Origin of the sequence: Streptomyces sp. NBC_00448 (genome assembly GCF_036014115.1) — a bacterium.
Lineage (GTDB): Bacteria > Actinomycetota > Actinomycetes > Streptomycetales > Streptomycetaceae > Actinacidiphila.
Genome location: NZ_CP107913.1, coordinates 412,782 through 438,916 on the forward strand (window position 1 = coordinate 412,782; position 26,135 = coordinate 438,916).

Here is a 26,135-nt window from a genome sequence, read left to right on the forward strand (position 1 = left end):
CACCACGAGCACAGCGAGCGGGGACATGAGCGAGCAGGACACGCAGCGGCAGGACATCCACGGGGCGGGCGACGGGTCAGGGACCCACGAAACCCACGAGACCTACGACCGGTTGATCGCGCTGCTGGACGAGCAGGGCGCGCAGTACCGCACCATCGACCACGAACCGGAGGGCGCCACCGAGGTGGTGAGCGCGCTGCGCGGCAACTCCCTTGCGCAGGCGGCGAAGTGCATCGTGGTGATGGTCAAGGTGGGCAAGAAGGTGACGCGTTACGTCCTCGCCGTGGTGCCGGGCGACCGGCGGGTGGACCTGGGCGCGGTGAAGGCGCTGCTGTCGGGCACGTACGTGTCGTTCGCGTCGCGGGACATCGCCGAGCGGCTGGCCGGGAGCGTGAGCGGCACCGTGCTGCCGTTCTCCTTCGACGAGAAGCTCGAACTGGTCGTCGATCCAGGGCTGTTGGTCCACGACGAGATCTACTTCAACGCGGCCCGGCTGGACCGCTCGCTGGCGCTGAGCACGAAGGACTACGTCCGGGTGGCCGCGCCGCGTACCGAGCCGATCGCGGGGGAGCCGGCGGCCGAGCAGCCCGCCGCGGGCTGAGGGTCGCGACGCGCGGCGCGGCTACGGCGGTCCGCCGGCGGTCGACCGGGCCTCGACCGGCGTTCACGTGGCGCCGAACCGCCGCAGGTAGCCGTCGAGCAGGGTCCGCAGGTGCCGGCCGTCCGGGGCGATCGCGGTGACGAGCCGGGCGGGCCCGGCCAGCGGGGTGAGGGCCGCGCGGCCGTACTCCGCGGGCACATCGACGAGTTCGGCCGCGTGGTCGCCCAGGTCCGGCCCCACCAGGAGGAGTTGGCCGACCGCGCGGTGGCCGCCGAGCACGGCGGGGCCGTCCCATCCGGGTGCGGCGCCCGGGCCGAAGGACAGTTCCTGGTCGAGCAGCGGGCGCCCTTCGTACTCCACGGTGAGGCGGGTGGCGAGGCGGCCGCTCGGCTCGTCGTGGCGGCCGAGGACCTGTTCCTCCCGCAGCACCAGCCGTGCGCCCGCGGCGAGTCGGGCCCGGGTGGTCATCGTCAGGTCGCTGCCGCGGGCGGCGATCAACGGCTCCGGCAGCCAGCGCAGTTCGGCGCCCGCGCCGACCGTGAGACGTACGTCGTAGCGGGCCCGTTCGCCGCCCCGGCCGGGCAGCGACACGGTGGCCGCCGACGCGCCGACGGTCAGCCGCGCGCCCGCCGCCGCCTCGGCCTCGATCCGCAGCCGGTCGCCGCCGAGCGGAGCCGTCATCGCCCCCACCACGGTGACGTGGGCGCCGGCTCCCCCGGGCGGCCCGGTCCTGCGCAGCGCCAGCGGCCCGTCCCCGGCCAGCAGCGGCAGCACGGTGCCGCCGCGCCCGTCCGGCACCGCCCGCATCCGCGCGACGGCGGTCACTCCGCGCGCGGCCGTATCCGTGCTGCCGGCCGTGTCCGCTGGGGCTGCCGAATCCGCCGTGTCCGCCACCGCCGTAGGCGCCGCCGTCACGTACGGACCGCCGCCCACGCGGCCAGGCGCTCGCCGACCCACGCGGCGATCGGGGCCACGCCGCCGGGCTTCTTCACGGAGGTGAACACCACCGGCAGCTCCCTTCGTTGCGCCGCCGCGTCGGCCGCCATCCGTTCCAGGTCCGCGCCGACGTACGGGGCGAGGTCCGTCTTGTTCACCACCAGCAGGTCGGCCGTGGTCAACCCCGGACCGCCCTTCCTGGGGATGTCGTCCCCGCCCGCCACGTCGATCACGAACACCTGGGCGTCCACCAGGCCGCGCGAGAAGGTCGCCGTCAGGTTGTCGCCGCCCGACTCCACCAGCACCAGATCCAGTGGGCCGACCGCCTCCTCCAACTCCTCGACCGCCTCCAGGTTCGCCGAGATGTCGTCCCTGATCGCGGTGTGGGGACACGCCCCCGTCTCCACCGCCACGATGCGCTCCGCGGGCAGCACCGCCTCCCGCACCAGGAACTCCGCGTCCTCCCGCGTGTAGATGTCGTTCGTCACCACCCCGATCGCCACGGAGTCGCGCAGCGCCCGGCACAACGCCGCCACGGTCGCGGTCTTCCCCGAGCCCACCGGCCCCCCGAACCCCACCCGCAGCGCCCGCTCCCCCGCTCCCGCCTCCACCGACGCCGTGTACCGCTCCGGAAACACCTCAGGATGATCCACGTGCATGCCGACCTCTCCTCCACTCGTCACCGGCCCGCCCCAAGAGGAACGAGCACCACCGCACACCCATCCGCCCCCGCGGTGCGGCGACGCAGGAGCGCGGGGAACCGCGCGACCAGCCACCCACCGGCGGAAGATCCGGGCACCCGCAGCACCGGGCAGCCCGGGCGGACCCGGCACCCCCCACCGTCGCTCTCATGACGCGAAGAGCCGCACGGGCCACGTGACATGCGCCTCCGCACCAAGGTCGAGGAGGGGCGAGGAAGCAGCGGGAAGGGCGCCGAGCCCCTCCCGCAAGGCTCGCCGGGCGGCCTCCTCCGCGGCGCCCGCCACCGCGTCCACCTCACTCCCGAGCCGCCCCAGAACGCGTACCGCGTGAAACGGATCGAGCCCGAGCAACCGCACCGCGGCGAACGCGGGCGTGCTGACGCAATCGTAGGCGGCGGCCTGCGCGGCATCGGCCGGCCGCAGCCCCGCCGCCGCGGCGGCGAGCCCGAGCACGACCGGCTGATGCGCGCCGCGCGGGCGCGCCGCGGCGAGTTCGTCCAGCGCGGGCGCGGGCCACACGGCCCGTACGGCCCGCAGGAGTTGGCGGCCCAGCCGCCGGGAGACCGCCCGCAGCGCCGCGGAGGGCGTCCGCGCGTCGGCCGCCTCGTCCAGGCCGAGCGGATCGGCCCCGGCGGTCGCCGCCGCGGCCAGTGCGGCGGCGACCAGTCCTGTGGTGTGCAACCGGCCCCTGCAGAAGTCCGCGAGCGTACCCGCGTCCCGTACCCTCCCCTCGGCCACGGCTGCCTCGACACCGCCCGAGTGGGCGTGGCCGCCGGCCGGGAAACGGCCGTCGGCGAGCAGCAGCAGCGCGGCGCGCGTGCCGGGACCGTCAGCGCCGACAGGACCGTCAGAACGGTCAGGACCGTCAGAGCCGCCGGTTGCGGATTCCGTCGCCATCATGCCTCAGAAGAGGAAGTACCGCTGGGCCATGGGAAGTTCGACGGCGGGCGCGGGCTCCACCGTCTCCCCGTCGATCCGCACCGTGAACGTGTCGGCGTCGACCTCGACCCGGGGCAGCGCGTCGTTCTCCCGCAGGTCGGCCTTGGTGACGGCGCGGGTGCCGCGGGTCGCGGTGAAGGACTTGGCCAGGCCGAGGCGTTCGGGCAGCGCGTCGTCGATGGCCGCCTGGGTAACGAAGTTGACGGAGTTCGCGGCGGGCGCGGCGCCAACGCCGCCGAACATCGGCCGGGGCAGCACGGGTTGCGGGGTGGGGATCGACGCGTTGGCGTCTCCCATCTGCGCGTAGGCGATCTGGCCGCCCTTGATGACCAGTTGCGGCTTGACCCCGAAGAACGCGGGCTGCCACAGCACCAGATCGGCGAGCTTGCCCGCTTCCACCGAGCCGATCTCCGCGTCGAGGCCCTGGGCGATGGCGGGGTTGATCGTGTACTTGGCGACGTAGCGGCGCGCGCGGTGGTTGTCGGCGGGGCCGTCGCCGGGCAGTGCGCCGCGGCGGCGCTTCATGACGTGCGCGGTCTGCCAGGTGCGGGTCGCGATCTCGCCGATCCGGCCCATCGCCTGGGAGTCGGAGCTGATGATGCTGATGGCACCGAGGTCGTGCAGCACGTCCTCGGCGGCGATCGTGGAGGGGCGGATGCGGGACTCGGCGAACGCGAGGTCCTCCGGGACGGCCGGGTTGAGGTGGTGGCAGACCATCAGCATGTCGAGGTGCTCCTCGACGGTGTTGACGGTGTGCGGGCGGGTCGGGTTGGTGGAGGACGGCAGCACGTACGGCTGCGAGACGACGGTGATGATGTCGGGTGCGTGCCCGCCGCCCGCGCCCTCCGTGTGGTAGGCGTGCACGCCGCGTCCGGCGATCGCGGCGAGGGTGTCCTCGACGAACCCCGCTTCGTTCAACGTGTCGGTGTGGATGGCGAGTTGGGCGCCGCTGTGCTCGCACACGCGCAGGCACGCGTCGATCGCGGCCGGCGTCGCGCCCCAGTCCTCGTGGATCTTGAAGCCGACCGCGCCGTCCCGCAACTGCTGGTGCATGGCGGGCTGGTTGACGGTGTTGCCCTTGCCGAGCAGCCCGATGTTGACCGGGTACGCCTCCAGCGCGGCGAACATCCGGGCCAGGTGCCAGCCGCCGGGGGTGATGGTGGTCGCCTTGGTGCCCTCGGCCGGGCCGGTGCCGCCCCCGACGAGGGTGGTGACGCCGGAGGCGAGTGCCTGGTCGATCAGGGTCGGCGAGATGAAGTGGACGTGCGCGTCGATGGTTCCGGCGGTCAGGATGGCGCCGTTGCCCGCGATGATCTCGGTGTCGGGGCCGATGACCAGGTCGGGGTGGACCCCGTCCATCGTCTCCGGGTTGCCCGCCTTGCCGAGCGCGGTGATCCGGCCGCCGCGGATGCCGACGTCCGCCTTGACCACGCCCCAGTGGTCCAGCACGACGGCGCCGGTGATCACGGTGTCGGGGGCGCCCTCGGCGCGGGTGGCACGGCCCTGGCCCATCGACTCGCGGATGACCTTGCCGCCGCCGAAGACCGCCTCGTCGCCCGCGGTGCCGGGGTGGTCGGAGGTGCCGGGCCCGCCCGCGAGGTCGCGTTCGACCTCGATCAGGAGGTCGGTGTCGGCGAGGCGGATACGGTCGCCGGCGGTGGGTCCGTAGAGGTCGGCGTATACGGCCCGGGACAGTTCAGGCACCGGCGGCTCCGCTCTGCTCGTCCAAGGGCCCGGCGGTCTCGCCGCGCAGTCCGGCCACGACGCGCTGCCCGGCGACGGGCACCAGCTCGACCTCGACCGGGATGCCCGGCTCGAACCGGACGGCGGTGCCCGCCGCGATGTTCAGCCGCCGGCCGCGAGCGGCGGCGCGGTCGAAGCGCAGCGCCGGGTTGGCCTCGGCGAAGTGGTAGTGGGAACCGACCTGTACCGGCCGGTCGGCGGCGTTGAGCACGGTGAGCCGGGTGACCGGGCGGCCGACGTTGAGCGGCACGGCACCGGCAGCGGTCAGGATCTCTCCGGGGATCACGGGCGCCGCCCCTCAGACGATCGGCTGGTGGACGGTGACGAGCTTGGTGCCGTCGGGGAAGGTGGCCTCGACCTGTACCTCGGGGATCATCTCGGGGATGCCGTCCATGACCTCCGCCCGGCTGAGCACGGTCCGTCCGGACGCCATCAGCTCGGCCACCCGCCGCCCGTCGCGGGCGCCTTCGAGGATGTGCGCGGTGATCAGCGCGACCGCCTCGGGGTGGTTGAGCCGCAGCCCGCGGGCGCGCCTCCGCTCGGCCACGTCGGCGGCCACATGGATCAGCAGCCGCTCCTGCTCATGGGGGGTCAACCGCACAGCCGCACCTCACAGTCTCCGGGCCCGTGAGGCTAGTTCGGCGCGGTTTCGAACGCGTTAACAGCTGTTACGGGCGGCGGTCGCCCGGCTGCGGGCCGCGGTGCTCGGCGGCGATGCCGAACCGGTGGCGTTCGCCCGTGGCGGACGCGCGGCCGCCCAGCGTGGAGACCGTACTGATCACCTGGTCCTCGGCCTGCTCGTCGAGTTCCCGCAGTCGTTGCAGGTCAGCGGCGGAGACCAGGCCGACCAGGGGCTTGCCGTGCCGGGTCAGCACCACCTGCTCGCCGCCGTAGACCACGCGGTTGATCAGTTCGGCGAGCTGCGCGCGGGCTTGTGTCACCGGGACGTCATGGGTCATGCTCCCCATCATAACGAGATGTACGTCCTGTACATTTTGACCTGACGGCTTGATGCCGCGACCGACGTCCGCGCCGGCCCCCGCTCCCACCCCGGAACCGGCGGCAGAGCCGGCGGGCGCCGACGCGGCACCTACGGAGGTGTGCGATGACCGACCACACGACGCCCGCGACCCCGAGCTTCATGACGCACCTGGCGTCCGCCTCTCCCCTGACTCCCACGGCCCGTTACGTGCTGCCCGAGTTCACCGAGCGCAGCAGCAACGGCGTCCGCACGATGGACCCGTACTCCAAGCTGCTCCAGGAGCGCATCGTCTTCCTGGGCACGCAGATCGACGACACCTCGGCCAACGACGTGATGGCCCAACTCATCCATCTGGAGAGCGCCTCGCCCGACCAGGACATCAACCTCTACATCAACTCCCCCGGCGGCTCCTTCTCGTCGATGACCGCCATCTACGACACGATGCAGTTCGTCACCTGCGACGTGGCGACGGTCTGCATCGGGCAGGCCGCGTCGGCGGCCGCGGTGCTGCTGGCGGCGGGCGCACCGGGCAAGCGGATGATCACACCGGGGGCGCGCATCCTCATCCACCAGCCCTCGCTCGGCGACGTGGTGCGGGGCGACACCTCGGACCTGGAGATCCAGGCCAACGAAATGCTGCGCACCCGCGATCAGTTGGAGGCCCTGCTGGTCCGGCACACCGGCCAGCCGGCGGAGCGGATCTCCGCCGACCTCGAACGCGACACGATCTTCGACGCGAAAGCGGCGGTCGCGTACGGGCTGGCCGACATGCTGACCACCAGCCGCAAGGCCGGCAACGGCTCGCGCGGCACCGGCCCGCGGTGAGCCGGCGTGGCGCCCGAACTCCCGCCGCTGCCCGCCCTCACGCGCTCCGAGGGCGAACTCATCGACTGCTATCTGGAACTGGTCGACCTGCTCGGCCGGATCAACCCCTCCCGCACCACTGACACCTACTCGGCGCTACGGGCCGCGCAGGCACTCGTCAGCCGGGCGTTGGCGATGCGGGACGCGCTCACGGTGATGCACCTGCGCGGCGAGACGGACCTGCACCACGCCACCCTCGGCCGCGCCCTGCGGGTACTGGACGGGGAGCGGCGGGCCGCGCGGGTCGCGGTGGCACCCGAGCCGGCGGCGGACCCGGGTGGCAGCGGCGGCCCGTCGGCGTAGACCACGGCAGCGCGCCGTCGGCGGCACGCAGTCGGGCCGCACCGTCGGCGGCGCTACGGAGGCGGCAGCACCGCGGAGGCGGCGCGGTCGCACACACCCGGCCGAACCCGCCCGTCATCACCGCGTGTCACCGTTTTCCGCGACACGACCGCCGGTCGCATCAGCCCATTGGCGTATCGGAAGTTCTCGTGGCAAACGGGTGCGCGATTGCGCGTGTCGGCTGGACTCCGGCTTCGCCGGTACCGGTCAGCGCAGTTCAGAGGGTACGGCGGGGGTACGTGAGCAGCTCGCGGGGGCGGCGGTTCACCCGGGTGGATGCAATGTGATGAAGCTCACATCGCGCGTTTCTGTCCCGGCGCCGCCCCGTTGTGTGCGTAACCATCCGTGGTGACGACAAGCCCCCGCCGCCGTGGCGGGGCGGTCCGTGCGGATGCCCAGTCCTGCCGACGCGCGGATGCCAGGTCGACACGAGTGCAACGGCAGGAGCGGAGGACCCAGCACGACGGGTCGCTCCGGCGCCCACCGGTCTCCGGCGGGCTCCGGAGCACCCTTGGGGTGAAGCCGCTTGCATGCGGCCGGGCATCTTCGCCAGCCCGAACCCGACAGGTCATCCTTCGCAGGCTGATGACGAAGGGTTGCGCATGTGCACGCCCAACCGCATCTGCTTTCGGCCGGCCACTTCCCGGCTCTCGCGGCTCGGAGCCGCCTCTCTGCTCACCGTAGCGGCCGTCGCCGTCCCGATCCTGCTGCCGGGCAACGCCCAGCGGGCCGACGCCGCCACCATGGCCGCCAGGGCGCTGAGCATCGCCGCGTCGAAGAAGGGCTCGCCCTACCAGTGGGGGGCCACCGGGCCGTACCGCTTCGACTGCTCGGGGCTGACGCTGTACTCGTTCAAGCAGGCGGGCGAGCAACTGCCGCGCACCGCCGCCGCCCAGTACAACCGCACCACGCACATCTCGGCGGGTTCCCGCCGGGCGGGCGACCTGGTCTTCTTCCACAGCGGCTCGTCCGGCGCGTCGGTCTACCACGTGGGGATCTACGCGGGCGACGGCAACATCTGGCACGCGCCGAAGACCGGCAGCACGGTCCGGCTCGAACACATCTGGACCAGCGGCGTCTGGTACGGACGGGTGAACTGACGCCGCCCGGCGGCCGGGCACTCGGCCGCACGCTCACCGTGCCCCCGACGGTCGACGCGGCCCGGGCCCCGGGCACCCTCCACGGTGGCGCGAGGGTCCAGCCGAGCCCAAGTCCGCGCCCAGGCACGAACCACGCGCCCGCCCGTGCCCGCCGCGCGCCTACGGCCCCACCCGCTGACGCCTCGTCATATCGCCGTGGCCCGGCCCCACCCGCGGGACACCCGCCAGGCCGCCGTCGCTCCGCCGGCCACTGCCACGGCGAGGAGGACCGCGATGCCGGTGAGGGTACGGCCGGTGTCGCCGACGGCAGCGTGCCGCAGACAGTCGTCCCCCCAGTAGCCCGGCGAGGCGGGGCCGGACGCGCGGACCCACCAGGGCAGGGTGCCCGGAACCGGTCTGAGCGCCTTCCCCGTCACCCGTGCCCGGCGTGATCCGCGTGATCCGCGTGATCCGCGTGCTCGGCGTCATCGGCGTCGGGGGCGCCGCCCATCATGCGGAGCATCCCGGAGCCGCCGGTCCGGAAGAAGGGCACCAGGAGGGCGGCGGCCAGGACGAGGAAGGCGATGTTGAGGAAGGAGGTGTAGTTCCATCTGACGCCCTGCATGGGGATCTTCGCGTCGGCCTGGTCGGGGATCAGGCCGAGGCCGCCGAAGAGGAGTTCGACGACGTATCCCGCGACGACCATGGCGAGGTAGAAGGTGCCGAGGACGAACAGGGCCATGCGTGCGCCGTAGTACTTCCGGTAGATGTTCAGGATCGGCAGGATCAGCAGGTCGGCGAAGATGAACGCGACCACCCCGCCGAAGCTGATGCCGCCCTTCCACAGCACCACCGCCAACGGCACGTTGCCGATCGAGCAGACGAACGACGCCACCGCGACGAGCGGCCCGATCAGCGGTCCCCACAGCTTGGACGCCAGCGGGTGGCCGGAGAAGAAGAAGGCCCGCCAGAAGGAGTCCGGCACCCAGGCCGCGATCGCGCCGGCGATGAGCAGCCCCACGACCAGGTCGCGCAGGATCGCCGCCCATTCCATGACGAACACGTGGGCGGTGGCGGTGACCCCCTCGCGGGACAGCAGCCGGCGGGCGAACGAGCCCTCCGCCCGTACGGACATGTCCATCGCGGCGTGGCCCTCCATGGACCCGGCCACGCCGCGCTCGGCCTGCTCGCGTGCCTGGCGCAGCAGGCGGTCGCGCAGGAACAGCCGGAACAGCACGGCGAGCAGGATGATCATGACGGGGCCGCCGATGAACTCGGCCAGCGTGAACTGCCAGCCCATCAGCAGCGCGAGGATCACGCCGAGTTCGACGACGAGGTTGGTGGAGGCGATCTCGAAGGCCATCGCGGCGGTGAAGTCGGCGCCCTTGCGGAACAGCGAGCGCGCCAGCGCCACCGCCGCGTAGGAGCAGGACGAGGAGGCGACTCCCAGGCCGGTGGCGACGGCGAGGGTGCGGGGGCGGTCGTCGCCGAGCAGCGCGACCACCGTGGACTTGCGGATGATCGCCTGGACGACGGCGGACAGGGTGAAGCCCAGGATCAGCGCCCAGGTGATCTCCCAGGTCATGGAGCCCGTGATGGACAGCGCGTGCAGTACGGCGTGCATGGACGAAACCTTCCCTGCCGGGTGCTCCTTGAAGGGCGGGCCGGAGCGAGGTCGCGGGGCGGCCCGGAGGCGTGGGTGGGGGCCGCCAACAGGGCGGCCCCCACCGGTTCAGCCGACGCCGAGCGTCAGTGCGGCGGTGTGCAGGGTGCCGGCGGTCCGGAACTGCAGGAAGAGCCGCCAGTCGCCGGCCGAGGGAAGTTCCGCGTGGAAGGACAGTTGCGGCCCGCCGTGGTCACCGTCCACCCGCGCGGTCGGGTGCAGGTGCGCGAACGCGCCGTCGCCCTGGTGGAAGGCGGTCAGGTGGGCGTACGAGTCCAGATACGGCTGCAGGTCGGTGACGGGCTTGCCCGCCTTCGTGATCGTGACGGTGAGCGGGTGCTCCATCCCGGCCATCAACTCGCCCGCGACGCCGACGGTGTAGCCGTCCACGCGCACCGACGGCGCGGGCGCGGGCAGCGCCGCCATGGTGGCCGGCCCCGGCACGGCGACAGTGCGGGACAGGACGAACGCCCTGCCCGTGCCCGGGCCGCCGCCGGGCGTGAAGGACGCGAACATCCGCCAGGCGCCGGGCTTCAGCTCGGCCAGGTCCGCGGTCCACGTCCCGGCCGCCATGACCGGATGCAGGTGCTGGAAGCCCGTCAGGTCCGAGCGGACGGCATAGAAGTGCAGGCGCTTGGTCTGATCGACCGCGAAGTCGGTGACCGGCCTGCCGTCCGGCCCGGTGACCGTGAACCGGTAGGCGCCCGGCCGGCCCGCCGGGAGCGTCCTGGTCGCGCTGGTCAGCTGGTACCCGTCCATGGCGGCGGACAGGCCGTCGCCGCCGGCCATGTGGTCCATGCCGGGCATGGTCGGGCCGTCGTGGGCGGAACCGACGGACGAGGGCGTCGCGGCAGCCGTGGACGGCGCCGTCGATCCGGCCGGGGTCGAGGCGGCGTCGCCGGAGGAGCCGCACCCGGCGAGCGCCAGCGCGAGTACGGCGGCCGCGCCGGCCGCGAAGAGGGCGCGGTGGTGTGCGAAGGGACGGAGGAAGGAGGACATCGGGAGGTTCTTTCCGGAGGGGCGCGCCACGACGGGCGCGCGGAGCGAGCAGGACGCGTCGCCGGAACCGGCACAACCGCCGTTCCGGCACGGCCTGCTCAGGTCCGCGCGATGCCCACCCGAAGCAGCAGGTCGCGCCCGCCCGTTGGCGGTCCGCGCCGCCACCTGCGGCCGACCGGTGCGGCGCGGCCGACCAACACCGGTACGGCGGCCACCGTGACGACGGCCGCCGACGCGTTCACCGGCAGCGGGCCGCGCCCGCGGGCCGGGGTGGACACGCACTTCTCCCCGTGTGCCATGACCGGCGCCGCCGCCCGCGCGCCGTGGTCGACGGCACTGCCGGAGCGCGGCGCCGTCGCGGGTCCGCGAACCGCCATCGGACCGCCGGAGTCCGCGTGCATGGCGGCGAGCGACGTCACGTCACCGTGGCATCCTTCGGCGGCGGTTGACGGGGCGCCGTGCATGAGGAACAGGCCGGCCAGAACGGCGCAGGCCAGCAGGAGACGGGCGATACCCCGCCGACCGGCCACCCCCACGCCTGCCATCACCCGTTCCCTTCCCGCTCGACGTCCCGCGCCACGCAGCCGCCGGACCACCCGGCCGCTGCGCCGCTCCCACCCCGACCGTATACCCACACGGGGTATACGGCGCGGGCGCCCCGGTCAGTTCGCCGGGACGAGCTCCGGGCCCTGGGGCTCGGGGGCCGGGACGAGACGCCAGGGGGTGTAGAAGGGGTTGCGCACGCAGCCGGAGAGGACCTCGCTCTTCGTCGCCTTGTCCACCGGGCAGGCACCGACGACGAAGCGGCGGTCGATGCCGCCGGCGAAGGCCACTTCGTGCTGGCCGGCCCACTTGTGGGTGTCGCCGATCGTGGCGTTGACGTCGATCCCGCCGGGTGCGTCGATGTAGTAGTTGTACGCGGACTTCCACTGCTTGTAGAGGTCGTGGTCGTAGCTGGTGCTGACGTACGGCGACGGCTGGTTGACCTCGACGTAGGCGGCCAGGTCGTACTGCCCGTCCTGCGGGGCCTTCGGCTGGAAGCCCTCGTGGAAGACCACGGCCGGCGCCCGCCCGTCCGCGCGGTACAGCTCGCCGCAGGTGCGGCGGTAGGTCGGCGGGTCGGGGACGATGCGGTGGACGTCGACGCTGCGGTCGGCGGCGGCGAAGAGCGGGTCGTGGACGACGGGGCAGAAGTCCGCGGCGGCCGCGGGCGCTTCGGGAGCCCGGGTCGGAGCCGCCGTCGCCGCACCGGAGGACGTCTGGGTGGCGAGAACGGCGGTGAGGGTCAGCGCGCCGGCCGCGGCGAGCGACCGGACTCGGTTCATGATCATGGACGTAGCGTGCCGGTCACGGAAGCCGGGACCGCTGAACGTCACCCGATCGTAGGCGCGTCCGCACGTCGCCGAAACCGTACCGGTGCTGTTTCAGAGCGGAGTTGACGTGAAGTCAGCGCGGCATTGACGCGCCGGCGCCTCGCCGCGGGGGAGCGGTCCCCGCCAGGGGCCTGCCAAGGACCTGCCAGGGACCTGCCAGGGACCGCTCCCCCGCCGGGGGCGAGAATGCGGGGATGGCCCGACCCACCGAACTCGCCCGCCTGCTCGCCGATGTCGCGCGCGGCGCCTTCCCGCCGCCCGACGGCACCGTCGCGTTCGTGCCGCAGCCGTCGCCCCGGGATGCCGGGGTGATCGCGTTCACCGCGCACAGCGTGGTGTTCGCGGACGTGGACGCCGGGCCGGACGACCGGGAGGACTCCGGGGCCGCGCTGCGGGAGCTGCTGCCGGCCGGCGACCTGTCCGCGCCGCTCAACCCGCCCTTCCTGAGCACGCTCACGGCCCGCACCGGCCGCCCGGTCAACAACATCGACGTCCTCGCGGTGGCGGGTCCGCTGCCGGGTCCGCCGCCCGGCCCCGCGCTCCTGGAGACCGCCGACCGCTCGCACCCCCGGATCGTGCGCGCGCTGCGGCACCGCGACAGCGTGCGCGCCTGGACCGTCCCCGGCGCCACGCTGCTGCTCGGCCGCGGTGTGGCCGGCCGCTGGGAGACGGCCGTGGAGGTCGAACCCCGGGCCCGCGGCAAGGGTCTCGGGCGGTCGCTGGCCGTGGCCGCGCGCCATCTGGTGCCGGACGGCGCCCCGGTGTGGGCGCAGATCGCCCCAGGCAACGCGGCGAGCCTGCGCGCCTTCCTGGCCGCGGGTTTCACCCCGGTCGGCGCCGAGGCCCTGCTGGTGCCGGCCCCGGACCCGCTGCCGCCGCACCCGCACCCGTACCCGCCGCACCCGCCGGCCCCGGACCGGACCGACGCGTGAGGCGCGCGCCGACGGCCCGGAGGCTGCTGGTCAGAGCACGGGGATCGCCCAGGGGATCATGATCCAGACCGTCTTGCCGCCGTCGCAGGTCGGGATGATCCGCAACGTGCCGCCGGACTCGGCGACGAGGTGGCGGACGATCGCCATGCCGCGCCCGTTGTCCTGCTGGACGGCGCCGGGCAGGCGCTGCGGCCAGCGCGGGTGCGAATCGGTGACGCCGATGTGCAAGTGCTCGCTGTGCTCCAAACGGATGTCCACGGTGAAGTTGGGTGACAGGCCGGAGGTGTGCAGCACCGCGTTGGTGGCGAGTTCGGAGACGACCAGACGTACGCAGTCCAGGGTCGGCGCGTCGGGCGGCAGCCCCCACTCGGCGAGCCGTGCGCACACGTAGGCCCGCGCCGCGGACACCGCTACGGGGTCACTCGGCAGGGTGACGGATGCTTCCTGAAGGTCAGCCATGGTGACGCTGTTCCCTTTCTCGCCGGGTCCGGACGCCGGCGCGGACGGAGGAGTCCGTACGTTCCGGGTCCGGATGCGGCTGATTCGCGCCAGAGTGTCATCCATCGTGCCGCCATTAGGACCGGCGAGCGCGCTATGCATATATCTGTCGCTCAAAACGGTGAACTCTGCTACGTGAGAACGCATTTGGTCGGCACACTGTCGTATCGCGGCGTTCGCGACGGACGACGACCGCACCACTTCAGCCCAGGAGGCGCGAAACATCATGGAACGAGTCCCGGCCGTACGCCGGCGCCGGCTCGGCGAGGAGCTGCGCCGGCTGCGCGATCTGGCCGGACTGACCAGCGGGGAAGCGGCCCGGCTGGCCGGCTGGCACCAGTCGAAGGTCAGCCGGATCGAGACCGGCCGCAGCAGCGTGCGCCCCGAGGACGTGGAGGTGCTGCTGAGCGTGTACGCGGTACGCGACGGCGACCTGCGCGACCTGCTGGCGACGCTCGCCGGCCGCGGCTACCAGCGCGGCTGGTGGCACGACTTCCGCGACGTGCTGCCGCCGGAGTACCGCGACTTCATCACCCTGGAGACGGGTGCCAGCCGGGCCCGCTCGATGGAGAACAGCGTGGTGCCCGGACTGCTCCAGACCCCGGCGTACGCCCGCGCGCTGACCCGCGACGTGATGCCCCAACTCACCGAGCGCGAGGTGGACGCGCTCGTTGACGTCCGGATAGCCAGGCAGGCCGTCCTGCGCCAGGACCCGCCGCTGGAGCTGTGGGCGGTGCTCGACGAGTCGGTGCTGCGGCGGTGGGTGGGCGGCCCGGAGGTGATGGCCGAGCAACTGCTGCGGCTGCGCGAGGCGATGGAGCTGCCCCAGGTGCGTCTGCAAGTGCTCCCGTTCGCGGCCGGCGGACACCAAGGAGTGACGAATTCTTTCGTCATCTTCTCATTTCCGCGCATTGCCGATCTCGACGTGGTGGTTGTCGACCATTTGACGAGTAGTCTCTACGTCGATCGGAAAGAGGACATCGCGGCGTACGGAGCAGCGTTCGCCCGATTGAGTGGCCGCGCTCTTCACCGGGAGGAGTCGGCTGAAATGATCAACAGCATTCGTAAGGAGGTTTCATGACAACGCTGCCCCGTTTTATTTCCTCCAGCGAGACGCTCGGCGGCGCTAGTTGGCGGCGCAGCAGTCACAGCACCGCGGCGAACAACTGCGTGGAGGCCGCCAGGCTCCCCTCGGGTCTGACCGCGGTCCGTGACTCCAAGGACGTACGCGGGCCCGCGCTGCTCTTCGCCCCGCAGGCGTGGAGCGACTTCGTCCGGGATCTGGCCGACGGCGGGCCGCTCAGCGCGGTGGAGCGGCCCGGGCGATGACGTCGACCGCGCGGCGGACCTGAGGGCCGGTCAGGTCGCACCGCGCGGTCAGCCGCAGCCGGGAGACCCCGTCCGGCACGGACGGGGGGCGGAAGCAGCCGACCGCCAGGCCCTCCTCCCGGCAGCGCGCGGCCCAGGCGAGGGCGTCGTCCGGCGAGGGCGCGCGCACGGACACCACGCACGCGTCGGGCGCGGTGGTGTCCAGGCCGTGCCCGGTCAGCAACCGGTGGAAGTCCCGAGCCACCTGGCGGGCGCGGGCGGCCCGGTCCGGCTCGCGTCGCAGCAGCCGCAGCGCGGCCAGCGCGGCGCCCGCGGCGGCGGGGGCGAGTCCGGTGTCGAAGATGAAGGTGCGGGCCGCGTTGACGAGGTGCTCGATCACGGCGGCCGGCCCGAGCACCACCCCGCCCTGGGCACCGAAGGACTTCGAGAGGGTGGCGGTGCACACCACGTCGGGCGCTCCGGCGAGCCCGGCGGCATGGGCGCTGCCCCGGCCGCCGTCGCCCATGACACCCAGGCCGTGCGCGTCGTCGAGCAGCAGCGCCGCGCCGTACGCGCGGCAGGCGGCGGCCAGTTCGGGCAGCGGCGCCGCGTCGCCGTCGACGGAGAAGACCGCGTCGCTGACGACGAACGCGTTCCCGCCCGCGCCGTCGGCGGGGCGCTCGCCGCTGTCGCGGCCGCCGAGCGCCTTGCGGACCGCTTCGGGGTCGGCGTGGCGGACCACCTCGGTCCTGGCCTTGGACAGCCGGCAGCCGTCGATCAAGGAGGCGTGGTTGGCCGCGTCGGAGACCAGCAGGGTGCCGGGGCCGGTGAGCGCGGTGATGGCGGCGAGGTTGGCGGCGTAGCCGGAGGCGAAGACCAGGGCGGCCTCGAACCCGGTGAACGCGGCGATCTCCGCCTCGAGTTCGGCGTGCAGCGCGGTGCTGCCGGTGACCAGCCGGGAGCCGGTGGAGCCGGCGCCCCAGCGCAGGCAGGCGTCGGCGCCGGCCCGGACCACCTCCGGGTGCCGGGTCAGGCCGAGGTAGTCGTTGCCGGCCAGGTCCAGCAGCGGCGAGTCGGCCGCCCGGGGCCGCAGTTCGCGGCGCAGGCCGGCGGCCCGCCGCACCCGGTCCTGGGCGGTGAGCCATCCGAAGGGTCCGTCGGCGGGTCCGTGCTGCTGAGAAGTGCTGTCCACGCCAGCAACGTACTGGGTGAGCGGCCCGATACCGGGTGTGGTGATGCACACATACCCGGCCGCTGATGTTGTGCGGTGCGCCATTGGCCGGGCCCGCCGCCGTACGCGAGGATTGCGGGCATGGATCTGCTGACGGCACTGGTGGGCAAGGGTCTGCGGCGCGAGCCGCCGACGCGGGACGAGGCGCTGGCGGTGCTCGCGACCTCCGACGACGAACTGCTGGACGTGGTGGCCGCGGCGGGCCGGGTGCGCCGGCAGTGGTTCGGTCGCCGGGTCAAGCTCAACTACCTGGTGAACCTCAAGTCCGGCCTCTGCCCGGAGGACTGCTCGTACTGCTCGCAGCGGCTCGGCTCGCAGGCCGACATCCTCAAGTACACCTGGCTGAAGCCGGACGAGGCGGTCGCGGCGGCCACGGCGGGGGTGTCGGGGGGCGCGAAGCGGGTGTGCCTGGTGGCCAGCGGGCGCGGGCCGACCGACCGGGACGTGGACCGGGTGTCGAAGACCATCGAGGCGATCAAGGACGGCAACGAGGGCGTGGAGGTGTGCGCCTGCCTCGGGCTGCTCTCGGGCGACCAGGCGGAGCGGCTGCGGGCCGCGGGCGCGGACGCGTACAACCACAACCTCAACACGTCCGAGGGCACCTACGCGGACATCACCACGACGCACACCTACGCCGACCGGGTGGACACGGTGCGGCAGGCGCAGGCGGCGGGGCTGTCGGCGTGTTCGGGGCTGATCGCGGGGATGGGCGAGAGCGACGCGGACCTGGTGGACGTGGTGTTCTCGTTGCGGGCGCTGGACCCGGACTCGGTGCCGGTCAACTTCCTGATCCCGTTCGAGGGCACCCCGCTGGCCAAGGAGTGGAACCTCACCCCGCAGCGGTGCCTGCGGATCCTGGCGATGGTGCGGTTCGTCTGCCCGGACGTGGAGGTACGGCTGGCCGGCGGGCGCGAGGTGCACCTGCGCAGCATGCAGCCGCTCGCGCTGCACCTGGTCAACTCGATCTTCCTCGGCGACTACCTGACGAGCGAGGGGCAGGCCGGGCAGACCGACCTCGACATGATCGCGGACGCCGGCTTCGAGGTGGAGGGCGCCGAGACCACCACGCTGCCCGCGCACCGGCGCTCCGACGAGGCGCGCACGGCGGCCGGTTCGGGCTGCGGGTCCCACGACACGGCCTGCGGATCGTGCGAGCCCGGCGAGCCGGCTACGGCTACGGCTACGGCTACGGGCCAGCCTGCCGGCACGGCGTCGGGTTCAGGTGCGGGCACGGGCGCGGGTCCCCGTACGGACCTGGTCGCCGTGCGCCGGCGAGGCGCGGGGACGGACCTGCCGCCCAATGCCTGAACCGCTGCCGGTGGACGTGCTGCTGGACCTGGACCGGCGGCACGTCTGGCACCCTTACGGCCCGATGCCCGGCCGCCAGGAACCCCTGGTGGTGGAGTCGGCCTCGGGCGTACGACTGCGGCTCGCCGCGCCCGCTCAGGGCAGGACCGAGCTCGTGGACGGCATGTCGTCCTGGTGGTCGGCGATCCACGGCTACCGGCACCCGGTGCTCGACGAGGCCGCCCACGCCCAACTGGACCGGATGAGCCACGTCATGTTCGGCGGGCTCACCCATGAGCCTGCGGTGCGGCTGGCCGCGCGGCTGGTCGAGATCACGCCGGAGCCGTTGCGGCACGTCTTCCTCGCGGACTCCGGCTCGGTGTCGGTCGAGGTGGCGCTCAAGATGTGCCTGCAGTACTGGCGTTCGCTGGGGCGGCCGGGCAAGCGGCGGCTGCTCACCTGGCGCGGCGGATACCACGGCGACACCTGGCAGCCGATGTCGGTATGTGACCCGGATGGCGGTATGCACCATCTATGGTCCGGGGTGCTACAGGAGCAGGTCTTCGCGGACGCGCCGCCGCCCGGGTTCGACACGGAGCTGTCGGCCGCGTACGCCGCCCACCTGCGCGAGCTGATCGGGCGTCACGCCGACGAGCTGGCCGCGGTCGTGGTGGAACCCGTCGTCCAGGGCGCGGGCGGGATGGCGTTCCACTCCCCCGCGTACCTGCGGGTGCTGCGGGAGGCGTGCGACGAGCACGACGTCCTGCTCGTCCTCGACGAGATCGCCACCGGGTTCGGCCGCACCGGAAGGCTGTTCGCGGCCGAGCACGCGGGGATCGCACCCGACGTGATGTGCGTCGGCAAGGCGCTCACCGGGGGGTACGTCTCCCTCGCCGCGGCCCTGTGCACCTCCCGGGTGGCCGAGGGGATCTCGCGCGGCGAGGTGCCCGTGCTCGCGCACGGCCCCACGTTCATGGGGAACCCGTTCGCCGCGGCCGTGGCGAACGCGTCGCTCGACGTCCTGCTCACCCAGGACTGGGCGACCGAGGTCAAGCGGATCGAGGCCGGGCTGCGGGAAGGGCTCGCGCCCGCCGCCGAGTTGCCCGGGGTGCGCGATGTCCGTGTGCTCGGCGCGATCGGGGTGGTCCAGCTCGACCACCCCGTCGACATCGACGCGGCCACCCGCGCCGCGGTCCGCGCGGGCGTATGGCTGCGGCCCTTCCGCGACCTCGTCTACGCGATGCCCCCTTACGTCACCGGGGACGAGGACGTCGCCCGGATCAGTGCGGCCATCGTCGCGGCGTCCGCCGCCGGCTGAACCCGGGGCACCCTGGCCGCCCGGGGTGCCCCCGCGCCGCCCTCCCGCAGGGAGCGGCACCCGGCGAAGAAGCGCGGGTCGTCGTGGAGTCCACGGCCGCTGACCGGCCTCACAGGTGCCGGGCCAGGTCGGCCATGTCCACCAGCGGCAGGCCCCAGCGCAGCGCGGCGATCTCCAGATCGGCCGCCTTGGCCATGGTGCCGTCGTGGTTCATGACCTCGCAGCAGACGCCCACCGGCGGCAGTCCGGCCGCCGTGCACAGCGCGACGGTGGCTTCCGTGTGGCCGGCACGCTCCGCGAGGCCGCCCGGGCGAGCGGCCAGGGGGAAGACGTGCCCGGGCCGCAGGAAGTCCGCCGGCCGGGCGTCCGGATCGGCCAACCGCCGTACGGTCGCGGCTCGGTTTGTGCGGGGTGGGGGGTGGGCGGGCATGCTGGGGGCTTTCCGAGGGGAGTGCGGGTATGGCGATCGTTGTGGTGACCGGGACGGGCACCGAGGTGGGCAAGACGGTGGCGACGGCGGCGGTCGCGGCTGCTTCGCTGGCTCAGGGGCTGAGCGTGGCGGTGCTGAAACCCGCGCAGACGGGGGTGCTCGAGGGCGAACCCGGGGACGCCGCGGAGGTCGCGCGGCTGGCCGGTGAGGTGACGGCGGTGGAACTGGCGCGCTACCCGGAGCCGTTGGCGCCGGCCACGGCGGCGCGGCGCTCGGGGCGGGCGGCGGTGACCCCGGAGGAGATCGCCGAGGCCGCGGCGAAGCTCTCGGCCGTGCACGACGTGGTGCTGGTGGAGGGCGCCGGGGGGCTGCTGGTGCGGTACGACGAGAAGGGCTCCACGCTGGCGGACACGGCGTCGCTGCTGCACGCGGGCGTGCTGCTGGTCGCGCCCGCGGGGCTGGGCACGTTGAACGCGACGGCGCTGACCGCGGAGGCGATGCGGGCCCGCAAACTCACCTGCCTCGGTGTGATCATCGGCAGTTGGGCGAGCGAACCGGGCCTGGCCGAGCGCTGCAACGTGCTGGACCTGCCGGAGTCGGCGGGGGCGCCGCTGCTGGGCGCGTTGCCGCAGGCTGCCGCGTCCCTGTCGCCGACGGCGTTCCGCGCCGCGGCCCGTGACTGGCTCGCTCCGCAGCTGGGCGGCGTGTGGGACCCGGCCGCCTTCGCGCACGTCTACGGGCCTCCGCAGCCCGCCGCGCAGGGGTAGGCCGGGGTGGAGCGGGGCGGGGGCTTGTGGCCCGGTCCGGATCGGCGCCCCGGCGACACCCTCAGCCGGTCCAGGCGCGCAGCTCGCGGGCGATCCGGTCGACGCCGACGCCGCCGTCCTTGACCAGGCGGGCCAGATCGCGGACCTGCTCGGGCGACGTGGTGACCTTCAGCCCCTCCGCGACGAGGTAGGCGTAGGCCACGGCGGTGGCGAACAGCGCGTTGGACCGCTCCAGGGCCGGCACGTGCAGCAGCAACTGGAGCAGTGCGGCCGCCCGCAGGTGCTCGTCTCCGTAGACGGGGCGGCCGAATATCTCGGCGCGGTGCCGGCTCACGGCGGCGACGAGCGCGCCCCAGTCGGTGACCTGTGGGTCCCCCGGTGTGTTGTGTTCGGCGACCATCAGCAGCCAGGCGAGGTCGATCCGCAGGGTCAACGGGCGCCTTCACCGGTGGGGGGCGTGCTGCCGAACTCCTCGTCGAAGACCGCTTCGTACCGCTTCATGAAGTCGGCCGCGGCCTGGACGAAGGCCCGGCCGTTCTCCCCCTCGTCCTGCTGGACGAGTTCCTCGATGTAGCGGTTCACGCTGATGCCGCGCTGCGAGGCGCGTTCCCGCGCCGTCTCCGCGGTGGCTTCTTCCACCCGCACGTTCAACTGGGTTTTCGCCATGCGACCACGCTAGCGCTCGGGTGCTAGTAGCGGCAAGAGCGCTCTCCGGGATCGCCCGGACCGCGCAGCCCGGGCGCGTCGCCGGCGTGTCCTCCGCGTGTCTCGGATCGCGAAATCCTCCGGGGCGCGGCGAGCCGGGCTGGTTGGCTGAGGCGCATGAGCGATCTTCGGATACGACCGGCAGTTGTCGCGGACGCCCGCGCCGTACTGGCCTTCTGGCAGGTGGCCGCGGAGGGCACCAGCATCAGTGACGACGAGACGGGCGTGGCCGGGCTGATCACGCGGGACCCCGAGGCCCTGCTGCTCGCCGAGCGTGACGGGGCCCTGGTGGGGACGGTGATCGCCGGGTTCGACGGCTGGCGGTGCCATCTGTACCGGCTGGCCGTTCACCCGGATGCCCGCAGGCAGGGTGTGGCCCGGGCACTGCTGGAGGCAGCGGAGGAACGGTTCCTCGCGCTCGGGGGGCGGCGCGGCGACGCGATGGTGCTGGTGGCGAACGAACGGGCGCAGCACGCGTGGCGGGCCGGCGGCTACCTGCCGGAGGAGCAGTGGCGGCGCTGGACGAAGTGGTTGGGCTAGCGCCTGGCTTGGGCGGGCCCCCGGCTACCCCGTACTGTCGGCTCAGGACCGATCCCCCGGTGGGGGGCTTGCCGCGCCCCTTGATCGGGCACCCGGGCGCACTTTGCCGGGTCTGTGTGGGTGCGGGTGGGCGGGGGCTGGTTGATCATGGGGGGTGAGGTGTTCCGATGATCGAAACGCTCCTGGTGGCGGTGGCGCTGCTGCTCACGTTCGTGTGCGGTGTGTTCGTCGCCGCGGAGTTCTCGTTGACGACCGTCGAGCGCGGCGAGCTGGAGCGCGCGGCGGCGGGCGGGGAGCGCGGGGCGGCGGCCGCGCTGGCCGCGGTCCGTTCGCTGACCGTGCAGTTGTCCGGTGCGCAGCTCGGCATCACCGTCACCGGGCTGATCATCGGCATGTTGGCCGAGTCGTCGGTCGCGAAGCTGCTGCGCGGGCCGCTGCGGGCGGCGGGGTTGCCCACGTCCGGGGCGGCGTCGCTGGCGCTGGTGCTGGGCACCGCGCTGTCCACGGTGGCGCTGATGGTCATCGGCGAGCTGGTGCCGAAGAACTGGGCGATCTCGCGGCCGCTGGAAGTAGCGAAGGCGGTCGCGACGCCGCAGCGCGCGTTCAGCACAGCGTTCGGGCCGCTGATCCGGCACCTGAACAACACCGCCAACCGGGTGCTGCGCCGGATGGGCCTGGAGCCGGCCGAGGAGCTGGCCTCCGCGCGCGGCCCGCAGGAGCTGCGCGCGCTGGCCCGGCACTCCGCGAAGGCGGGCGCGTTGGAGCCGGACACCGCCGAGCTGTTCGTCCGGACCATCGGCCTGGCCGACCTGACCGCCCAGAACGTGATGACGCCCCGGGTGCAGGTCACCGCCCTGGAGGCGCGCGCCACCGCCGAGGACGTCGCGAACGCCACCCGCGCCACCGGGCTGTCCCGCTTCCCGGTCTACCGCGGCACCCTCGACGCGGTGATCGGCACCGTGCACATCAAGGACGTTCTGGCGGTCCCCGCCGACCGCAGGCCCCGGGTGCCGGTCACCGAGCTGCTGCGCGAGCCGCTGCTGGTCCCGCACTCCCTGGCCGTGGACCGACTGCTGGACCGGTTCTCCGCCCGCCGCTCGATGGCCGTGGTGATCGACGAGTACGGCGGCACCGCGGGCGTCGCCACGCTGGAGGACATCGTGGAGGAGGTGGTCGGCGAGGTGCGGGACGAGCACGACCCGCTCGAAGCGCCCGACCTGCTCTTCCTGCGCGAGGACCCGCTGGGCCGCCGGATCTACGACGCGGACGGCGCGGCCCGTACCGAGGACCGGCTGGAGCGGATCGGGCTGCACGCGCCCGACGGGCCGTACGAGACGCTGGCCGGGCTGGTCGCCCAGCGGCTCGGGCGGATTCCGGAGCGCGGTGACGTGGTCGAGGTGGAGGGCTGGCGGATCGAGGTGACCGACGCGAGCGGGCGGCGCGCGGCGCGGGCCCGGCTGGTGTCCCCGCCGAGCGGGCCCGGCAGCGACGCCGCCGGTACGGCCGCCGACGGGACGGGGGCCGCGCGGTGACCGCCGTCCAGCTGGTGGTGGGCCTGCTCACCATCGTGGTGAACGCCTTCTTCGTCGGCGCCGAGTTCTCGATGATCTCGGTGCGCCGCGACCAGATCGAGCCGCGCGCCGAGGCGGGCGACCGGCGGGCGCGGCGGGTGCTGTGGGGCCTCGAACACGTCTCACCGCTGCTGGCCGCCGCCCAGCTCGGCGTCACCGCCTGCACGCTGGTGCTCGGCATCGTCGCGGAGCCGGCCATCGAGCACCTGCTGGAGCCGCTCTTCCATGCCGCGCACGTGCCGGACGGCGCGGCGCACCCGGTGTCGTTCGTGATCGCGCTGGCGGTGGCGACCTATCTGCACATGCTCTTCGGGGAGATGGTGCCGAAGAACATCACGCTCGCCGACCCCGTGCGGTCCGCCCTGCTGCTGGGCCCGCCCCTGGTCGCGCTCACCCGGGCGCTTCGTCCGCTGATCTTCGCGATCAACGCCCTCGCCAACGTCGGGCTGAAGCTGGCGCGGGTGGAACCGCGCACCGAGATCGCCGCGGTGTTCTCCGACGACGAGCTGTCGCGGATGGTGGTGGACGCGGGCGCCGCCGGGCTGCTGGACGAACGGGCCGCCGAGCGGCTGCGGGACGCGCTGGAGCTCGGGCGGCGGCCCGTCGGCGAGATCGTGGTGCCGCCGGAGCGGGTGGTGCGCGCCCGGCTCGGCATCACCGCGGAAGAGCTGGAGGCCCTGAGTGCCCGGTCCGGCTTCTCCCGTTTCCCGGTCGCCGACGACGACGGGCGCGTCCTCGGCTACCTCCACGTCAAGGACGCCCTCGACGCCGAGCCGCGCGACGAGCCCTTCCCCCGGTCGGCGCTGCGCCGGATCACCCGCGTCGGCGCGGCCACCCCGCTCGACGACGTCCTCACCGCGATGCGCGCCGGCCGCGCCCACCTCGCCGCCGTCGTGGACGCCGACGGGCACGGGGTCGGCCTGGTCACCATGGAGGACGTCCTCAAGGAGCTGGTGGGGCGGGGCCGGCCCTGACCCTCGGGCACCCGACCGGCGCGCACGGCAGTTCCGGCGTGCCGCGCAATGCGCATTCCCGACTTTCGATCTACCCGACTATTGATCAACCCGGCTGACCTGTCGGCGAGGCCGCTTCGGAAAAGGCCTGGTGGATTGCCATTCTTCCACTACGGCCGATGACCGGCCGGCGTCGATTGCGGGGAGTGATGAAGTGACGGCTGGCAGCACCGCGGAGCCGGTCGGCGTCGACGATTCGTACGAGGACGAGGTGCCGGCCAGGCGGAAGCGCCCGGGCAGCGTGTTCGTGAGTTGGGCGACCACCACCGATCACAAGACCATCGGCACGATGTACCTGGTGACGACGTTCGCCTTCTTCCTCATCGGCGGCATCATGGCACTGCTGATGCGGGCCGAACTCGCCCGCCCCGGCCTTCAGTTCCTGTCCGCGGAACAGTACAACCAGGCGTTCACGATGCACGGTACCGTGATGCTGCTGCTGTTCGCGACACCGCTGTTCTCGGGATTCACCAACTGGATCATGCCGCTGCAGATCGGCGCGCCCGATGTGGCGTTCCCGCGGCTGAACATGCTCGCCTACTGGCTCTACCTCTTCGGCTCGCTGATCGCGGTCGGCGGATTCGTCACCCCGCAGGGCGCGGCCGACTTCGGCTGGTTCGCGTACTCGCCGCTGTCCAACGCGATCAACTCGCCCGGCATCGGTGCCGACATGTGGATCATGGGCCTGGTGATGACGGGCTTCAGCACGATCTTCGGCGCCGTCAACTTCATCACCACGATCATCTGCATGCGCGCCCCTGGCATGACGATGTTCCGGATGCCGATCTTCTGCTGGAACGTGGTGCTCACCTCGCTGCTGGTCCTCTTCGCCTTCCCGGTGCTGGCCGCCGCGCTGCTGTGCCTGGAGGCCGACCGGAAGTTCGGGGCACACGTCTTCGACGCGGCCAACGGCGGCGCGATCCTGTGGCAGCACCTCTTCTGGTTCTTCGGCCACCCCGAGGTCTACATCATCGCGTTGCCGTTCTTCGGGATCATCACCGAGATCATCCCGGTCTTCTCCCGCAAGCCGATCTTCGGATATCTGGGGCTGGTCGCGGCGACGATCGCCATCGCCGGCCTCTCGGTGACGGTGTGGGCGCACCACATGTACGTCACCGACTCGGTGCTGCTGCCGTTCTTCTCGTTCATGACCTTCCTGATCGCGGTGCCGACCGGTGTGAAGTTCTTCAACTGGATCGGCACGATGTGGAGGGGATCACTGAGTTTCGAGACGCCGATGCTGTGGTCCATCGGCTTCCTGATCACGTTTCTCTTCGGCGGGCTGACCGGTGTCATCCTGGCGTCGCCTCCGCTGGACTTCCACGTCTCGGACTCCTATTTCGTGGTCGCGCACTTCCACTACGTCGTCTTCGGCACCGTGGTGTTCTCGATGTTCGCCGGATTCCATTTCTGGTGGCCGAAGATGACCGGCAAGATGCTCGACGAACGGCTCGGGAAAATCACCTTCTGGACGCTGTTCTTCGGCTTCCACGGGACTTTCCTGGTCCAGCACTGGCTGGGTGTCATCGGAATGCCGCGCCGCTACGCGGACTACCTCGCGGCGGACGGCTTCACCACGCTGAACACGGTCTCCACGATCAGCTCGTTCCTGCTCGGCATGTCGATGCTGCCGTTCCTCTACAACGTGTGGAAGACGGCGAAGTACGGCAAGAAGGTCGGGGTCGACGACCCGTGGGGCTACGGCCGTTCGCTGGAGTGGGCGACCTCCTGCCCGCCGCCGCGGCACAACTTCGTCACGCTGCCCCGGATTCGCTCCGAGTCCCCCGCGTTCGACCTGCACCACCCGGAGATCTCGACCCTCGACGACGCCTCGCACCGGCCCGACCGGTCCATCACCGTGCCGCGGGGCGACACCCACCAGTAGCTGCCGACGACCGGACGGGACCAACGCGTGGGCGCGGACAGGAACGACCACTCAGGGCTCGACCGGATCGAGGGCTACCTGCTGTGGAACGCCGAGCTGGCGCAGGCGCGCCGCGAGGCTGCCGGTTTCACCGCCCATCTGCCCTGGCTGACCACCGCGCAGCGCGAGGAGGTCGAACGGGTCTATGTCGCCGACCGGGTGCGGCTGTCCCGCCAGACGCTGCGGCGCGTCATCGACCGCGCCGCGGAGCTGCGCGGCGAGTACAGCGAGCGCTACGCGTACCTCAGAAGGCGCTGCGTGGCGGCCGCCGTGGTCGGCGCCGGGGCGACGGCCGGCGCCCTGGGCGCCGCCGCGTACCTGACCCGCTGACGGCACACGCCGGCGGCGCCGGGGGCGCCGCCACCACCGCGTTTCCCGCCGGTAGGATC

Annotated in this window: 32 protein-coding genes and 1 riboswitch; of the genes, 15 read left to right on the plus strand and 17 right to left on the minus strand. The window is 73.0% G+C overall.

The annotated features are described in order from the left end of the window. Positions 1 to 25: 25 nt before the first annotated feature. Positions 26 to 601 carry a YbaK/EbsC family protein gene (locus OG370_RS01935; RefSeq protein ID WP_328459894.1) on the plus strand — a complete coding sequence of 192 codons (576 nt, stop codon included), beginning with the start codon at positions 26 to 28 and terminating at the stop codon, positions 599 to 601. 63 nt (positions 602 to 664) lie between these two features. On the opposite strand, the gene OG370_RS01940 is transcribed toward OG370_RS01935, so the two are convergent. The 7 genes from OG370_RS01940 to OG370_RS01970 form a co-directional block, all read right to left on the minus strand. After that, positions 665 to 1,408: an urease accessory protein UreD gene (locus OG370_RS01940; protein WP_328473720.1), complete on the minus strand. Its 744-nt coding sequence runs from the start codon at positions 1,406 to 1,408 to the stop codon at positions 665 to 667. Positions 1,409 to 1,512: 104 nt separating this feature from the next. Further along, entirely contained in the window at positions 1,513 to 2,196 is a 684-nt protein-coding gene (gene ureG / locus OG370_RS01945) for an urease accessory protein UreG (protein WP_328459896.1), read from the minus strand. A 189-nt stretch (positions 2,197 to 2,385) separates the two neighbouring features. After that, the gene (locus OG370_RS01950; RefSeq protein WP_443060837.1) at positions 2,386 to 3,135 is read right to left on the minus strand and encodes an urease accessory protein UreF; all 750 of its coding nucleotides are present in this window, start codon (positions 3,133 to 3,135) and stop codon (positions 2,386 to 2,388) included. A 6-nt stretch (positions 3,136 to 3,141) separates the two neighbouring features. Further along, positions 3,142 to 4,881 (minus strand): urease subunit alpha, encoded by a 1,740-nt coding sequence (locus tag OG370_RS01955; protein WP_328459901.1) that lies wholly within the window; start codon positions 4,879 to 4,881, stop codon positions 3,142 to 3,144. Continuing rightward, entirely contained in the window at positions 4,874 to 5,206 is a 333-nt protein-coding gene (locus tag OG370_RS01960) for an urease subunit beta (RefSeq protein ID WP_328459903.1), read from the minus strand. Before OG370_RS01960 ends, OG370_RS01955 begins: the two co-directional genes overlap by 8 nt. A 12-nt stretch (positions 5,207 to 5,218) precedes the next feature. After that, on the minus strand, positions 5,219 to 5,521 hold the full coding sequence (locus OG370_RS01965) for an urease subunit gamma (protein ID WP_328459905.1): 303 nt from the start codon (positions 5,519 to 5,521) through the stop codon (positions 5,219 to 5,221). 67 nt (positions 5,522 to 5,588) lie between these two features. Further along, a complete protein-coding gene (locus OG370_RS01970) occupies positions 5,589 to 5,879 on the minus strand; it encodes a type II toxin-antitoxin system Phd/YefM family antitoxin (RefSeq protein ID WP_328459907.1) in 291 nt (96 codons plus the stop codon). Between the two features lie 182 nt (positions 5,880 to 6,061). Here OG370_RS01970 and OG370_RS01975 point away from each other — a divergent pair, with 182 nt between their 5' ends. From OG370_RS01975 to OG370_RS01985, 3 genes are all read left to right on the plus strand, one after another. After that, on the plus strand, positions 6,062 to 6,727 hold the full coding sequence (locus OG370_RS01975; RefSeq protein WP_328473722.1) for an ATP-dependent Clp protease proteolytic subunit: 666 nt from the start codon (positions 6,062 to 6,064) through the stop codon (positions 6,725 to 6,727). A 6-nt stretch (positions 6,728 to 6,733) separates the two neighbouring features. Further along, positions 6,734 to 7,069, plus strand: coding sequence for a hypothetical protein (locus OG370_RS01980; RefSeq protein WP_328459909.1), 336 nt, complete (start codon positions 6,734 to 6,736; stop codon positions 7,067 to 7,069). Positions 7,070 to 7,575: 506 nt separating this feature from the next. Then, a riboswitch (cyclic di-AMP (ydaO/yuaA leader) is annotated at positions 7,576 to 7,707 on the plus strand. 3 nt (positions 7,708 to 7,710) lie between these two features. Next, positions 7,711 to 8,208, plus strand: coding sequence for a C40 family peptidase (locus tag OG370_RS01985; RefSeq protein ID WP_328459911.1), 498 nt, complete (start codon positions 7,711 to 7,713; stop codon positions 8,206 to 8,208). A gap of 185 nt (positions 8,209 to 8,393) precedes the next feature. Here the strand turns inward: OG370_RS01985 and OG370_RS01990 are convergent, their stop codons facing one another. The 5 genes from OG370_RS01990 to OG370_RS02010 form a co-directional block, all read right to left on the minus strand. Next, on the minus strand, positions 8,394 to 8,624 hold the full coding sequence (locus OG370_RS01990; RefSeq protein ID WP_328459913.1) for a hypothetical protein: 231 nt from the start codon (positions 8,622 to 8,624) through the stop codon (positions 8,394 to 8,396). Next, a complete protein-coding gene (locus tag OG370_RS01995; protein ID WP_328459915.1) occupies positions 8,621 to 9,811 on the minus strand; it encodes a permease in 1,191 nt (396 codons plus the stop codon). Before OG370_RS01995 ends, OG370_RS01990 begins: the two co-directional genes overlap by 4 nt. 108 nt (positions 9,812 to 9,919) lie before the next feature. Then, positions 9,920 to 10,849 (minus strand): hypothetical protein, encoded by a 930-nt coding sequence (locus OG370_RS02000; protein WP_328459917.1) that lies wholly within the window; start codon positions 10,847 to 10,849, stop codon positions 9,920 to 9,922. Positions 10,850 to 10,947: 98 nt separating this feature from the next. Then, a complete protein-coding gene (locus OG370_RS02005) occupies positions 10,948 to 11,394 on the minus strand; it encodes a hypothetical protein (protein WP_328459919.1) in 447 nt (148 codons plus the stop codon). Positions 11,395 to 11,511: 117 nt separating this feature from the next. Beyond that, positions 11,512 to 12,180, minus strand: coding sequence for an ADP-ribosyltransferase (locus tag OG370_RS02010; protein ID WP_328459921.1), 669 nt, complete (start codon positions 12,178 to 12,180; stop codon positions 11,512 to 11,514). A gap of 236 nt (positions 12,181 to 12,416) precedes the next feature. Here OG370_RS02010 and OG370_RS02015 point away from each other — a divergent pair, with 236 nt between their 5' ends. Continuing rightward, positions 12,417 to 13,154 (plus strand): GNAT family N-acetyltransferase, encoded by a 738-nt coding sequence (locus OG370_RS02015; protein WP_328459923.1) that lies wholly within the window; start codon positions 12,417 to 12,419, stop codon positions 13,152 to 13,154. Positions 13,155 to 13,184: 30 nt separating this feature from the next. On the opposite strand, the gene OG370_RS02020 is transcribed toward OG370_RS02015, so the two are convergent. After that, entirely contained in the window at positions 13,185 to 13,613 is a 429-nt protein-coding gene (locus OG370_RS02020; protein WP_328459925.1) for an ATP-binding protein, read from the minus strand. Between the two features lie 265 nt (positions 13,614 to 13,878). Here OG370_RS02020 and OG370_RS02025 point away from each other — a divergent pair, with 265 nt between their 5' ends. Then, on the plus strand, positions 13,879 to 14,733 hold the full coding sequence (locus tag OG370_RS02025) for a helix-turn-helix domain-containing protein (RefSeq protein ID WP_328459927.1): 855 nt from the start codon (positions 13,879 to 13,881) through the stop codon (positions 14,731 to 14,733). Then, on the plus strand, positions 14,730 to 14,981 hold the full coding sequence (locus OG370_RS02030) for a DUF397 domain-containing protein (RefSeq protein WP_328459929.1): 252 nt from the start codon (positions 14,730 to 14,732) through the stop codon (positions 14,979 to 14,981). Before OG370_RS02025 ends, OG370_RS02030 begins: the two co-directional genes overlap by 4 nt. On the opposite strand, the gene OG370_RS02035 is transcribed toward OG370_RS02030, so the two are convergent. Then, on the minus strand, positions 14,953 to 16,152 hold the full coding sequence (locus tag OG370_RS02035; RefSeq protein ID WP_328459931.1) for an 8-amino-7-oxononanoate synthase: 1,200 nt from the start codon (positions 16,150 to 16,152) through the stop codon (positions 14,953 to 14,955). The two genes, OG370_RS02030 and OG370_RS02035, sit on opposite strands and share 29 nt — an antisense overlap. Before the next feature lie 120 nt (positions 16,153 to 16,272). On the opposite strand from OG370_RS02035, the gene bioB reads away from it, so the two are divergent. Together bioB and OG370_RS02045 are read left to right on the plus strand one after the other, a co-directional pair. Then, positions 16,273 to 17,499, plus strand: coding sequence for a biotin synthase BioB (gene bioB, locus OG370_RS02040; RefSeq protein WP_328459933.1), 1,227 nt, complete (start codon positions 16,273 to 16,275; stop codon positions 17,497 to 17,499). Continuing rightward, a complete protein-coding gene (locus OG370_RS02045; protein WP_328459936.1) occupies positions 17,492 to 18,796 on the plus strand; it encodes an adenosylmethionine--8-amino-7-oxononanoate transaminase in 1,305 nt (434 codons plus the stop codon). Before bioB ends, OG370_RS02045 begins: the two co-directional genes overlap by 8 nt. Positions 18,797 to 18,905: 109 nt before the next feature. On the opposite strand, the gene OG370_RS02050 is transcribed toward OG370_RS02045, so the two are convergent. After that, a complete protein-coding gene (locus OG370_RS02050) occupies positions 18,906 to 19,175 on the minus strand; it encodes a 3,4-dihydroxy-2-butanone-4-phosphate synthase (protein WP_443060600.1) in 270 nt (89 codons plus the stop codon). A gap of 80 nt (positions 19,176 to 19,255) precedes the next feature. Between OG370_RS02050 and bioD the strand changes: the two genes are divergently transcribed. Next, positions 19,256 to 19,993 carry a dethiobiotin synthase gene (gene bioD / locus OG370_RS02055; RefSeq protein ID WP_328459939.1) on the plus strand — a complete coding sequence of 246 codons (738 nt, stop codon included), beginning with the start codon at positions 19,256 to 19,258 and terminating at the stop codon, positions 19,991 to 19,993. 61 nt (positions 19,994 to 20,054) lie between these two features. Here bioD and OG370_RS02060 read toward each other — a convergent pair whose 3' ends face one another. Continuing rightward, the gene (locus OG370_RS02060) at positions 20,055 to 20,426 is read right to left on the minus strand and encodes a fic family toxin-antitoxin system, toxin component (RefSeq protein ID WP_328459940.1); all 372 of its coding nucleotides are present in this window, start codon (positions 20,424 to 20,426) and stop codon (positions 20,055 to 20,057) included. Further along, positions 20,423 to 20,659, minus strand: coding sequence for an antitoxin (locus OG370_RS02065; protein WP_328459941.1), 237 nt, complete (start codon positions 20,657 to 20,659; stop codon positions 20,423 to 20,425). Before OG370_RS02065 ends, OG370_RS02060 begins: the two co-directional genes overlap by 4 nt. 156 nt (positions 20,660 to 20,815) lie before the next feature. Between OG370_RS02065 and OG370_RS02070 the strand changes: the two genes are divergently transcribed. From OG370_RS02070 to OG370_RS02090, 5 genes are all read left to right on the plus strand, one after another. After that, entirely contained in the window at positions 20,816 to 21,238 is a 423-nt protein-coding gene (locus OG370_RS02070; RefSeq protein WP_328459942.1) for a GNAT family N-acetyltransferase, read from the plus strand. A gap of 167 nt (positions 21,239 to 21,405) precedes the next feature. Continuing rightward, positions 21,406 to 22,770: a hemolysin family protein gene (locus OG370_RS02075; RefSeq protein WP_328459944.1), complete on the plus strand. Its 1,365-nt coding sequence runs from the start codon at positions 21,406 to 21,408 to the stop codon at positions 22,768 to 22,770. Then, positions 22,767 to 23,783, plus strand: coding sequence for a hemolysin family protein (locus OG370_RS02080; protein WP_328459947.1), 1,017 nt, complete (start codon positions 22,767 to 22,769; stop codon positions 23,781 to 23,783). Before OG370_RS02075 ends, OG370_RS02080 begins: the two co-directional genes overlap by 4 nt. A gap of 193 nt (positions 23,784 to 23,976) precedes the next feature. Then, a complete protein-coding gene (gene ctaD, locus OG370_RS02085) occupies positions 23,977 to 25,707 on the plus strand; it encodes an aa3-type cytochrome oxidase subunit I (protein WP_328459949.1) in 1,731 nt (576 codons plus the stop codon). Positions 25,708 to 25,734: 27 nt separating this feature from the next. Next, positions 25,735 to 26,076, plus strand: a complete 342-nt coding sequence (locus OG370_RS02090) for a hypothetical protein (RefSeq protein WP_328459951.1) — start codon at positions 25,735 to 25,737, stop codon at positions 26,074 to 26,076. Positions 26,077 to 26,135: the final 59 nt, after the last annotated feature.